Origin of the sequence: Rheinheimera tilapiae, assembly GCF_042432165.1 — a bacterium.
Classification (GTDB): Bacteria; Pseudomonadota; Gammaproteobacteria; order Enterobacterales; family Alteromonadaceae; genus Pararheinheimera; species Pararheinheimera tilapiae.
Genome location: NZ_JBHLXP010000001.1, coordinates 1,306,861 through 1,318,885, shown reverse-complemented (window position 1 = coordinate 1,318,885; position 12,025 = coordinate 1,306,861). Strand labels below are relative to the sequence as shown.

The window sequence follows — 12,025 nt, the reverse complement described above, 5'->3', positions numbered from 1 at the left end:
TTTACTCCGGCAATAGTAAAAGACTAGCCGCGCAAGTCAGAACGTTGCCAGCACTTTAACTTTATCTGTGACCGATGCTTTGTCGACATAACCAATAACGCTGGGATTCTGACTGACCAGTTCCAGCATTTCTGCATCGGTACTGATCTCTTTTGGTGGTGTGCCTTTACCGGTAAACACCAGCTTGGACCAATAGGCTTTAATCTGACTGCCGGATTTATTCAGCACCTTCTGATTAAATTGTTCTGTGGTTTTACTGCCTTCTGCCTGACCTAAGGGTAATGCAGCTTTGCCATCTGGAAAGCTTTTACTGCGTCCAAGGTAGATTTGCGCTATGGCTTCAGGATTTAATGCTGCAGCATTGGACGGGTGAACAACAACTGCAACTTCGGCGAAAACAGATGCACTGAACAGTGCCAAAGGCACCCAGAGAATTTTCTTCATTTTAAGCTCCACGCTGGCCTTACAACTTTTTTGAAGTGTAGACCAGTATTCTGAACATACTGAACTGAAAGCAAAATTTTACCAAAACGACAATTCGGTGTTTTGCAGCCACCGAATAAACTGCACAAGGCTGGTACTTGAGCGGGGTGTCAGTTAAAATACGCGCCTTTTTTCCGTCCGACTTTTTTACAGGCATATTCTGACCATGAGCAAAAAGCTGCACATTAAAACCTGGGGCTGCCAGATGAACGAATACGATTCATCCAAAATGGCTGACTTACTGGATGCCACTCATGGCTATACCCTGACTGAAGAAGCAGAAGACGCGGATGTTATTTTATTAAACACCTGCTCTATCCGCGAAAAAGCACAGGAAAAAGTGTTTCACCAGTTGGGACGCTGGCGTCCGCTGAAAAAGAAAAAACCGAATTTAATCATCGGTGTTGGTGGCTGTGTTGCCTCACAGGAAGGCGCCGCCATCCGCGAACGCGCGCCATATGTTGATATTGTGTTTGGGCCGCAAACGCTGCACCGTCTACCCGAAATGATCAACGCCGTTCGCGGTGACCGCTCCCCTGTGGTCGATGTGTCTTTCCCTGAAATAGAGAAATTTGACCGTCTGCCAGAGCCAAAAGCCGAAGGTCCAAGCGCTTTTGTCTCGATCATGGAAGGCTGCTCAAAATACTGTACTTTCTGTGTGGTGCCTTATACCCGCGGTGAAGAAGTCAGTCGCCCGCTGGATGATGTGCTGCTGGAAATCGCGCAGCTGGCTGAACAAGGCGTGCGGGAAGTCAATCTGTTAGGCCAGAACGTCAACGCCTATCGCGGTGCCACGCACGACGACCAGATTTGTCACTTTTCTGAATTACTGCGCTTGGTTGCTGCCATCGACGGCATTGACCGTATTCGCTACACCACGTCGCATCCGGTTGAATTCACAGACGATATTATTGAAGTGTATCGCGATATCCCTGAATTGGTTGACCACCTGCATTTACCGGTGCAAAGCGGTTCGGACCGGATCCTGACGCTGATGAAACGTAACCATACCGCACTCGAATACAAAGCTCAGATCCGCAAGCTGAAAAAGATCCGACCGAATCTGTCGATGTCGTCCGATTTTATCATCGGTTTCCCTGGTGAAACGGCGGAAGATTTTGCCCAGACGATGGACCTCATCAGCACCATCGGTTTTGATATGAGCTTCAGTTTTATCTACAGTGCACGGCCAGGCACACCGGCAGCTGATCTGCCGGATGATGTGTCGGAAGACGAGAAAAAACAGCGTCTGTATATCCTGCAGGACCGTATCAACCAGCAATCGCTGCAGATTGCCCGTAGCATGCTGGGCACTGAACAGCGTATTCTGGTGGAAGGCCCGTCGAAGAAAGATTTGATGGAACTGACCGGCCGCACTGAAAATAATCGGGTGGTGAATTTCGAAGGCACGCCTGATATGATTGGGCAGTTCGTTGATGTCCGGATCACTGATGTGTTCACCAATTCCCTAAAAGGTGTGGTGATCAGGACTGAAGCAGAGATGGACCTGCGCCGGGAAATTTCCCCGCAACAAATTATGGCCCGGCAAAACCGGCCAGAAGGCAGCGCCGATACACTCGGTGTCGCAACCTACCAACCCTGAACACCGGCTGCAGTTGCTGCAGGCCTGAAGTGTTGATAAGCAAGTCCGGTCACCATACCGGACTTTTTTATCCAACCATGAGAGAAGGACATTTGGACAACCCGATCAGCAGCCTAGAATTCAGTTTTGCTCCGGCTGACCACCAGCGTATTGCGATGTTATGTGGCCCATTTGACGATCATCTGCACCAGATTGAACGGCGTTTTCGCGTTCAGATCCAAAACCGCGAAGAAAAATTCCGCCTGCTGGGCCTGACCGAACAGCTACCGCTGGTACGTCAACTACTAGAGTCCCTGTATCAGGAAACTGTATCCGCCAACGGTAAAGTACAGCCGTTGAGCCCGGAACAGGTCCATCTGAGTCTGAGCAGTGTGGAAAACCCAAGTAGTCTGGTCAGTGTTGATGCAACGCAGAATGAAGTCAGCATCAAAACCAAAAAAGGGTTGATTAAAGGCCGCAACGCCAATCAAAGCCGTTATGTCGCCAATGTGCTGACCCATGATGTGACTTTTGGCATCGGTCCGGCCGGCACTGGGAAAACTTATCTGGCAGTTGCCTGTGCCGTCGATGCACTCGAGAAACAACAGGTCCGCCGTATTGTGCTCACCCGCCCTGCCGTTGAAGCTGGCGAAAAGCTGGGCTTTTTGCCCGGTGATCTGGCGCAAAAAGTCGACCCGTATTTACGGCCTTTGTACGACGCTCTGTTTGATATGCTGGGCTTTGAAAAGGTTGAAAAGTACCTCGAACGCGGCACTATCGAAATCGCACCGCTGGCTTATATGCGTGGCCGGACTTTGAGCGATGCCTTCATCATTCTCGACGAGAGCCAAAATACCACGGTCGAGCAGATGAAAATGTTTTTAACCCGGATTGGCTTTAATTCCAAAGCCGTGATCACCGGCGATGTCACCCAGGTCGATTTACCGCGTGGTCAGTATTCAGGTCTGAAGCATGCCATCGACGTGTTGTCTGCAGTCGACGCACTGAGTTTTAACTATTTCAATGCGAAAGATGTGGTGCGACATCCGGTGGTGCAAAAAATTGTCATGGCCTATGAAGCGCATGAAAAGGCCGTCGCTGATGCCAAAGCCGCCGCGCGTGCCGCTGAGCAGGCCGTGCCAGCCACTCCGGTCGTCGCCGAGCCTGTAGAGCCTGCCGCGAAAACCACGCGCCGGCGCAGTAAAGAGGTTTAAATGGCGATTATTCTGGATTTACAACAAGCCAGCACCGCAACAGATTTGCCGACAGAAGCAGAGTTGCAACGGGTGCTGGACGCCGCAGTGGCGCCTTTTCAGGCGGATGCGGAAGTGACGATCCGCATCGTCGATGAAACTGAAAGCCAGCAGCTTAATTTTGATTATCGTGAAAAAGACAAACCGACCAATGTGTTGAGTTTCCCATTTCAGTGCCCGCCGGGCATTGAATTACCCTTGCTGGGTGATTTGGTGATCTGTGCGCAGGTTGTCGCGCGCGAAGCGCAGGAACAACAAAAAACCCTGCAAGCCCATTGGGCGCATATGGTGGTACATGGCAGCTTGCATTTGCTCGGCTTTGACCATATAAATGACGCTGACGCCGAAGAAATGGAAGCGGAAGAGATCCAAATATTACAGGAACTTGGCTTTGCCAACCCTTATTTGATTGACTGAACATGGAGCTGATTTGAAGTCATGAGTGACGACAATCCACACTCGGGACGCGGTTCTGCCGTAAAATCCTGGTTAGAGCGCATTGCCGCGATATTTACTGCAGAACCCCAAGACCTGTCCGATTTACAAGCCATTATCGCCGAGGCCAATGCCCGTGCGTTAATCGACACTGATACCAAAGGCATGCTGCAAGGCGTGCTCGCGATCTCCAAAATGCGGGCCCGCGATATCATGGTGCCGCGCTCACAGATGGCAACTATTGATATTGACCAGCCACTAGAAGAATACCTGCCTATTTTATTGGAAAATAATCACAGTCGTTATCCGGTGGTCAATGAAGATAAAGACCACATCGAAGGCATTCTGATCGTTAAAGATATCCTGCAATATGCTCTAAAGCCGCAGACTGAATGGCAACTTCGCGACATTTTAAGACCGGCCGTCATTATTCCGGAAAGTAAAAGAGTTGATGCACTGCTGAAAGATTTCCGCCAGCAACGTTATCATATGGCAATTGTGGTTGATGAATATGGCGGTGTGTCCGGCCTCATCACCATCGAAGATATTCTGGAACAAATCGTCGGCGAAATTGAAGACGAGCACGATGAAATCGAAGGCTCCGACATTCGTAAGCTCGGCAGTCATGTATTTTTGGTTAGCGCTTTAACACCCCTCGATGAATTTAATGAAGCTTTTGCCACTAGCTTTGATGAAGACGAAGCCAGTACCATCGGCGGTATTGTGCTCCATGCCTTTGGTCATATGCCGGTGAAAGGTGAAAGCATCAGTCTCGGCGGCCTGACCTTCAAAGTGAACAAAGCGAACAATCGTCGTTTGGTGCAGTTACAAGTGATTAAACCAAAAACCGATACCGCCACCGACGAATAACGCCCAGCCGCAGGATGAAACCAGTGCGATTAAATATTTCGGCCAGAACCGGCCTGTGGAGCCTGTTGTTATGTGCAGCAGGCCTGTTGAATACATTCGCTTTTGCCCCTTATCAATGGCATGCCCTGCCGTTGTTAACACTCGCCATACTAGCCCTGGCCTTACGCCAAGCTGAGTCTGCCCGTCAGGCTGCCTGGCTGGGATGGTGTTATGGTCTTGGCTGGTTCGGTCTGGGTGTCAGTTGGGTGCATGTCAGCATAGCTACTTTTGGTGGCATGCCGCTGATTGCCAGTCTCGGTATTATGGCGGCTCTGGTCGCTTATCTGTCATTGTTTCCGGCCCTTGCGGCCTATAGCGCGGCGCGCCTGGCCAAGAACAGGCCACACTATTGGCCGCTGTTACTCGCCGTCTGCTGGACACTCAGCGAAAACCTTCGCTCCTGGCTTTTTACCGGATTCCCTTGGTTATCGCTCGGTTACAGTCAAACCGATGGCTGGCTGGCCAGTTATGCGCCGCTGATTGGTGAAACCGGCATTAACTTTATTCTGTTGTTGGCCGCAGGCAGCTTTGCGTTGTTGTGGCGCTATCAGCCGAGCCGTGTGGTGCATGGGCAGTTGGCGGCTGCTGTGGTGTTGCTGGCGCTGGCACCTGTGCTTGGCCACTTCAAAGGCTGGCAGACCAATGGCGTACAAGTGCCGGTGGCGCTGGTACAGGGCAATATCCGTCAGGAGTTGCGCTGGGCACCAGAGCAGGAACTGCCGACCATGAAAAAATATATGCAGCTGACCCGGCCGCAGCTATCTGAGCGGTTGGTGATTTGGCCAGAAGCCGCCATTCCGCAGGTGGAACCCGATGCACAAGCTTACTTGTTTAACCTCGATATGCTGGCCGCTGAAAACAAAGCGGCGGTGATCACCGGGATCCTTGATTGGAAACGCAATGGCGATGCCTACAATGGCATGATTGTGGTTGGTGATACCGGCGTGAAAGGTCAGATTTATCATTATGAGACCCGCAACCGCTATCAGAAACACCACCTGTTACCGATTGGGGAATTTGTGCCTTTTGAACGCTTCCTCCGTGACGTGGCGCCATTTTTTGATCTGCCAAACAGTTCATTCGCCCGCGGCGAATGGCTGCAGCCGAATTTGCAGGCCAAAGGCTATCAGCTGCTGGCAGCACTGTGTTTTGAAATCGCTTTTCCACGGCAAATCCGTGCCAATTTCACTGATGACACCGATTTTTTGTTAACAGTCAGCAACGATGCCTGGTTTGGTGATTCACATGGTCCGTGGCAACATCTGGAAATTGCCCGGATGCGGGCGCTCGAATTTGGTCGTCCCCTGCTGCGTGCCACTAACACAGGTGTGACCGCTGCCATTGGCGCCGATGGCCAGGTGCTGGCCCAGCTGCCACAATTTCAGGACGGTGTCCTGACACTGGAAGTCCCATTGACACAAGGCCGTACGCTCTATAGCCGACTGGGTGACTGGCCGCTGTACGCGTTCTGCCTGCTAACCTGTGTTCTCCTCTGGTGGCGGCAACGCTCCGGTACAGACCCGGTACCTGCAGAGACGATAACACCAGAGCCAATAACCGAAGCGGCCCATGTAGAGCCGGTCGAGGTGATGACTGACAGCAAGTCAGCAGAATCAGCAGCGAAAGAACGCATTGAGCCACATTTCTGATATTTGACCGACACCATGGTGCGCTTCGACATAAAGGGACTGCTAATGTAGCAGTCCCTTTTTTCATTCAGCCGCAATACAGTTCCAGCCGGTTAGTCTGCCCACCAAGTCAGTCGGACTTTTCGGAGCATACCTATGAGTAAAATGATGATCGTTGGTTCCATGTTAGGCGCAGCTGCCATTACCGCCTTAGGCGCAGTCGCCACCAACTACACCAGCAGCAAAAACAATCAACCCCAGTGGGTTGAAATCGTCAGCAGCAAAGCGCTGACAGAAACCTCTTCCGAACCACAACAACAATGTACCACCAAGAAAATCGCTAAAACCGCGCCGGTTCAGGACCAGCACGAAATCGCTGGCACTGTGATCGGTGCAGTGGTTGGCGGTGTGCTGGGTAATCAGGTCGGTGGTGGTTCTGGCAAAAAGCTGGCAACGGTTGCCGGCGCTGCTGCCGGTGGTTATGCCGGCAAACAAGTCCAGGAAGACATGCAGCAAAAAGATGTGAGCTATCAAGAGCAACAAGTGTGTAAAACGGTGCAAAAAACTGTCGAGAAAACTATCGGATACGAAGTGCGTTATCTGCATGATGGCGAGCTGAAGACCACGCAGGTCAGTCAGAAACCATCAGGCCGGATGTTATTGCAGGACGGTAAACTCATGACGGTAGAACCCGTCAGTTCATAACCTTTATCCGGGTTCCCGGCAGCGCTCTGGCCATCAACAGCACGTTAATCCTAAAGGCCAAAGCGCTGCTTTTTCTTACTTCAGTTTCATCCGCAGCAGGGTATTGTCTTTGACAATATGGTGGTGATAAATCGCCGCCAACGCATGAATACCGATCAGCGCGTAACCAGCATCTGCTAACAATTTATGTAAGTCTTCAAAGCTCCCGGCTAATTCTTCATTCGGCGCTATCAACGCCGGTAATTCGAGCCCCCAAAACGGGATCACTTTGCCCTCTGCCGATAAAATCAGCCAGCCCAATAATGGTAAACCAACTAACAACACATACAGAGCCAGATGCACCAACGCCGCTAGTTTGTGCTGCCAGACTGGCGGTAAAGGTTCAATCGCCGGATACGGTTGACGACTACGAAACCAGAGCCGGGCCACGGTCAACAGCAATACACTGAGTCCCAGCATATAGTGCACGGTCTTCATCAAGTCACGCTCAGGACTGCCTCGCTCGAAACTGCTGCGAAACTCCATGGTGCAATACACGGCAATAATCAGCAGAACAGTGATCCAATGCAAAGCGATGGTCGGAAACGAATAACGGGATCTGTTCATCGGGTGGCTCCATGGCAAAATGAAATTCTAAACGCAGCATGCATCATGCGACTTCCACAAACATTGCGGTAACGCAAAGATAACAGCGAATCCTGAAGAAACTCTTAGTTGCCAGCTAGTTACCAGCGGCCAAAATACTGGTCAATTAATAACATCAGATGATGATTCAATTCTTCGACCAGCGTGTCGGCGTCTGTCTGGTAACTGCTGCACAGCCGCTCAGCCTGACTGTCAGTCAGCACCCGGCCCGCTAGCGAAAACTCTAATTCAGGCAACGATTTATCAAAACGTGGCGTCAACACCCATTGCATAAATGCCGGGGTATGACTGCTCACCAGCGGCTGGGCAAACTGACAAAACTCGGTAATATATTGCGCACCGTCTGGCCCCAGACATCCTGGCTCCAACCGGTAAGTCGCTTCCACCACAGGTTTATTCGGCATGCCCATTCCTTCGTTCTGTTATGACTGTTTGATCGCAGCGATAAACTGGTTCGAGTCGGCAATAGCCCGGTTCATGTCCTGCACCAGTTGCTCGACATCCTGTTGCAACACAGAGAATTCACCGGAAATTGCACCTACCGCTTTCGCGTTCAGATTATGTTTTAAATACAATACATTATCCTGTAATACCCGCAATACCGGCGGCATTTTGCTTTCGGCGCGGCGCATCACTTTGACCAGTGCATCAAACTGGCGTTTGGTATCGAGCAGCTTTTGCTTGCTCTCGGCCCGCAGTTTTTTATTCTGATATTGTTTTAACTCATCATCCCATTCGTTAAACAGGTCAAACGCGACCAGCTCGACTTTATTGATGCGTGCGCTGACGTCCGCTGCAGCTTTTTTACTGTCTTCATACTGGCTGTTTAACGCTTCATAGCGGCCTTGCAGATCGCCGCCATGAAAACCAATCAGCTGCGACAGCTGATCCAACGCATCTTTAAATTCCTGCTGACCGGCAATCTGTGCATCCCGCGCTTCTTCAACCCGGTCGATCAGAATGTCACGTTTATGAATACCCACCTTTTCCATCGCCGCATAATAAGCCGTCGAGCAGCCACTCAGTACCAACAATGTCGCCAGCATGGACGCCAGCATTACCACTTTTTTCATCAATTTAATCTTCCTCAGCGCCACCATTGACTAACTCAGCAATGGCAGCAAGTTTTTGCATCGTCAGTGCGTTTAAGGTTTTTTTCGTATATTGACCTTTGGCATTGCGCTCGCCGGCGGTCAGACCGGTCAGTAGTTCCAACGCCTCATCGACAGTCCGCACCGTGTAAATATGAAACAAGCCGGCATCGACCGCATTGATCACATCCTGATGCAACACCAGATGCAGCAGATTGCTGGCAGGGATCACCACCCCTTGCCGCCCGGTCAGACCGCGCGACTGGCACAGTTTAAAGAAACCTTCGATTTTCTCATTGACACCACCAATGGCCTGGACCTGACCATGCTGGTTGATTGAACCAGTGATCGCCAGATCCTGCCGCAGTGGCATACCGGAGATCGCCGAAATCAGCGCCAGCACTTCCGCCAGCGAGGCACTGTCGCCGTCAATCAGGCCGTAAGACTGTTCCATCGCAATATTGGCGGACAGCGTCAGCGGGAACTGCTGCGCATATTTAGCGCCGAGATAACCAGTCAGCAACATCACCCCTTTAGAGTGGATGGCTTTGCCCAGTTCAACTTCACGCTCAATATCGATCACGCCATTTGAGCCCGGATAGACAGTGGCACTGATACGCGCCGGCGTACCAAAGGCGGTGTCGCCAATTTCCAGTACCGTCAGGCCGTTGATTTTGCCAACAGCCCAGCCATCGGAATCAATCAGGATCTGCCCTTCCTGAATATCTTCCAGAAATGACTCGCTGATGCGACCCGTGCGGTATTGTTTGCCAGCTAAAGCCTGCTGCACATGCGCACCGCTTAGCTCGTTATCACCTTGCTGATTGGCGTAATAACAGGCTTCACGCACCAGTTCCAGCACATCGGCAAAGCGGGCCGATAGCTTGCGCTGATGTTCGGCCTGGCGGAAACTGAATAACAACAATTGCTTCAGGCCGCAGACCGTCAGTGGGCCTGCTTCCAACTGCTGGATCTGATCCTGCAGCTGCAACGACATATATTTAATAGTTTGATCATTGAGCGGCAGATAACTTTCAAAATCAGCCAGCACGCGGAACAGTTCGTTAAACTCATCGTCGACATCCTGCACCAGATAATACAAATCGCGCGAGCCCAGCAGTACCACTTTGACGCTGAGCGGAATCGCTTTAGGCGTGATAATGGTCGAATTGGTGACGGCGTGTTCACTCAAGGTATCGATGACAATTTCGCCGGATTTCAGCGCCAGCTTCAACGCATCCCATACCGCGGGTTGCGTCAGCAGCCGGTCTGCATCCAGGATCAGGTAACCACCGTTGGCTTTGTGCAAAGCGCCGGCGCGGATCATGCGGTAATTGGTGTACAACGAGCCCTGTGCTGAGCTGTATTCAACCCGGCCAAACAAATTGCCATAGCTGGGGTTGGCTTCAAACACAATGGGCGCACCAGACATCGATTCGTGATGCACCAGCACGTTGGGCACAAAGTCGTTGATAAAAAAGCTGCGGATATCCAGCTCTTCGGCTTTATCGCTCTCAAGCTCTTCCGGCAACAATTCCAGCACGGCTTTCACCAGTTCTGGCCGCATTTCGCGTAAGTAACGCAAAATACCCAGTTCGGTGACGTAATCGTGTTCCAGCTGCTTTAACAGCGGTTTGATCGCCTGCTCGATGGTTTCGCGGCGCAGTGTACGTAGATTTTCCGATAACTCACGTTTCCACTGCGGCAATTCGAGCAGCTGTTCATTCAGGATAGTTTCCAGCTCACTGACCAGTTCATAAAAAAATTGCCGTTTGTCATCGGCAAGGCTGGCAAATTCAGTATCGTCCAGCGGTTTGCCGTCGATCATCGGCGAAAAACTGACTGCGCCGTTTTCTTCGTACAGCACCACCTGTTTTTCCAGAGCTTTGCGTTCCACCAACGCGATGGCAGCTTCATATTTATTGTCAAAGGCGGCATGAATGGCCTTTTTGCGCCGTTGATAACCCGGGTTATCAAAGGCGGCCGGAAAGGTATCGAGCAATTCGTCGATCAAGGCTTCGAGTTTTTTAACTAGTACCCGGCCTTCACCCGGTAACAGGCGCAGTGTTTGCGGTGTGCGTTCATCGTCAAAATTATTCAGATAACACCAGTCATCCGGCGTTTCTTTTTCACTGGCCGCCTGCTGCAGAATATCCTGCACCAACGTAAAGCGGCCCAAAGCCGGTTCACCCATCACATAAAGGTTATAACCTGGCATATCCATACCGATGGCAAAACCCAGCGCAGCCTTGGCGCGATCCTGTCCGATAAAGGTGCTGCTATATCCCGCCACGTCCAACGCGTCTTTGATCTGAGCGTCGTCCAATTGTGGGGACAGCTGTGCCGCAGTGAGGGCGAGCAGTTGAAGTTTAGTGTCGGCAGCTTTGGTTACTGCAATTTGCGTCATGCCGTAGATTCCTTACTGGGATATGCGGGCATACTAACAAAATCAGTAGCATGCCGAAAACATATCTGTGATCGAACATCAGATCTGTTGGGCGGCAAAGAACAAGCTCAGACCGGCAGACCGCGGCGCAAGAAATGCCCGCCCCCACAGCCCGGACAAGGGATCAGAGTTGCCGGGTGGTTATAATGCATCGTCTCACCGCAGTTGCGGCACAGATAAAGTCCCATACCTACCGGTTCGCCTTGCAGATATAACCCCTGATGCGACAGATCCTGCTCCAGTTCCTGCCATTCCACCTGGGTTTTATCGGTGACCTGCGCCAGCAGCTGCCATAAGGTTTCCGGCCAGATGGACGGCGGCTGCGGCAATTGCTGTTGATGGAAAAACGTTTCGATAAATAGCTGGGTTTCGTAAGCGGTCAGATCACGGCCGGCCTTGATATAGGCGCTGAAGGTGTCGGCGACATGATGGGCGGGCCTGAGCAGCGGATCGGATTCGGCCTGAGCACTGTGCAGCAGTTGGTCCAACTGTTGCAGCCAGTGCCGGTATTTATGCATTAAATCAGTCATGTTGACCTCGTACCAACAACCCTTGATATGCCGAGTATAGCTGGCTAAGGCCAGGACACTCGCACAACAACAGCTCAGAAAAAAACCAAGCTAAAGACTGGCATCCATGGCAATCGGTATTGGCTCAGGCCTGTATATTAATTGTACCGAATTTGTCATTCATTATGATTTTCCTGTGATATCACCGCAATTTTCTTGTACCGAATTGATGATCTGTCTAGGTTGTCGCCGCTGCGGCCCCTAGTACCTATTTTATGAAAACAACTTCTCCCTGCGATCATGACGAACTGGGGGCTGCAGTACACAAGCCAATTAGAG

At 51.3% G+C, this 12,025-nt stretch carries 12 protein-coding genes; 6 read left to right on the top strand and 6 right to left on the bottom strand.

Features of this window, described 5'->3' with window-relative positions; genetic code table 11:
- Positions 1-36 precede the first annotated feature (36 nt).
- Positions 37-444 carry a phosphate ABC transporter substrate-binding protein gene (locus tag ACFFJP_RS05510; protein ID WP_377241261.1) on the bottom strand — a complete coding sequence of 136 codons (408 nt, stop codon included), beginning with the start codon at positions 442-444 and terminating at the stop codon, positions 37-39.
- A gap of 205 nt (positions 445-649) precedes the next feature.
- Between ACFFJP_RS05510 and miaB the strand changes: the two genes are divergently transcribed.
- From miaB to ACFFJP_RS05480, 6 genes are all read left to right on the top strand, one after another.
- Complete coding sequence (gene miaB / locus ACFFJP_RS05505) at positions 650-2,086, top strand: tRNA (N6-isopentenyl adenosine(37)-C2)-methylthiotransferase MiaB (protein ID WP_377241259.1); 1,437 nt, start codon at positions 650-652, stop codon at positions 2,084-2,086.
- A gap of 77 nt (positions 2,087-2,163) precedes the next feature.
- Positions 2,164-3,279, top strand: coding sequence for a PhoH family protein (locus ACFFJP_RS05500; RefSeq protein WP_377241257.1), 1,116 nt, complete (start codon positions 2,164-2,166; stop codon positions 3,277-3,279).
- Positions 3,280-3,735 carry an rRNA maturation RNase YbeY gene (gene ybeY, locus ACFFJP_RS05495; protein ID WP_377241255.1) on the top strand — a complete coding sequence of 152 codons (456 nt, stop codon included), beginning with the start codon at positions 3,280-3,282 and terminating at the stop codon, positions 3,733-3,735.
- 21 nt (positions 3,736-3,756) lie between these two features.
- Positions 3,757-4,623: a CorC family transporter gene (locus ACFFJP_RS05490; protein ID WP_377241253.1), complete on the top strand. Its 867-nt coding sequence runs from the start codon at positions 3,757-3,759 to the stop codon at positions 4,621-4,623.
- 23 nt (positions 4,624-4,646) lie between these two features.
- Complete coding sequence (lnt, locus tag ACFFJP_RS05485) at positions 4,647-6,311, top strand: apolipoprotein N-acyltransferase (RefSeq protein ID WP_377241251.1); 1,665 nt, start codon at positions 4,647-4,649, stop codon at positions 6,309-6,311.
- 135 nt (positions 6,312-6,446) lie between these two features.
- Positions 6,447-6,995 carry a glycine zipper 2TM domain-containing protein gene (locus ACFFJP_RS05480; RefSeq protein WP_377241249.1) on the top strand — a complete coding sequence of 183 codons (549 nt, stop codon included), beginning with the start codon at positions 6,447-6,449 and terminating at the stop codon, positions 6,993-6,995.
- A gap of 75 nt (positions 6,996-7,070) precedes the next feature.
- On the opposite strand, the gene ACFFJP_RS05475 is transcribed toward ACFFJP_RS05480, so the two are convergent.
- The 5 genes from ACFFJP_RS05475 to ACFFJP_RS05455 all read right to left on the bottom strand — a co-directional run bounded on the left by ACFFJP_RS05475 (position 7,071) and on the right by ACFFJP_RS05455 (position 11,707).
- Positions 7,071-7,601 carry a cytochrome b gene (locus tag ACFFJP_RS05475; RefSeq protein WP_377241247.1) on the bottom strand — a complete coding sequence of 177 codons (531 nt, stop codon included), beginning with the start codon at positions 7,599-7,601 and terminating at the stop codon, positions 7,071-7,073.
- Between the two features lie 119 nt (positions 7,602-7,720).
- Positions 7,721-8,044 carry a hypothetical protein gene (locus ACFFJP_RS05470; protein ID WP_377241245.1) on the bottom strand — a complete coding sequence of 108 codons (324 nt, stop codon included), beginning with the start codon at positions 8,042-8,044 and terminating at the stop codon, positions 7,721-7,723.
- A gap of 18 nt (positions 8,045-8,062) precedes the next feature.
- Complete coding sequence (locus ACFFJP_RS05465; RefSeq protein ID WP_377241243.1) at positions 8,063-8,713, bottom strand: DUF2959 domain-containing protein; 651 nt, start codon at positions 8,711-8,713, stop codon at positions 8,063-8,065.
- Positions 8,714-8,717: 4 nt separating this feature from the next.
- Positions 8,718-11,138: a Lon protease family protein gene (locus ACFFJP_RS05460; RefSeq protein ID WP_377241241.1), complete on the bottom strand. Its 2,421-nt coding sequence runs from the start codon at positions 11,136-11,138 to the stop codon at positions 8,718-8,720.
- Between the two features lie 107 nt (positions 11,139-11,245).
- Positions 11,246-11,707, bottom strand: coding sequence for a zinc ribbon-containing protein (locus ACFFJP_RS05455; protein ID WP_377241239.1), 462 nt, complete (start codon positions 11,705-11,707; stop codon positions 11,246-11,248).
- Positions 11,708-12,025 lie beyond the last annotated feature (318 nt).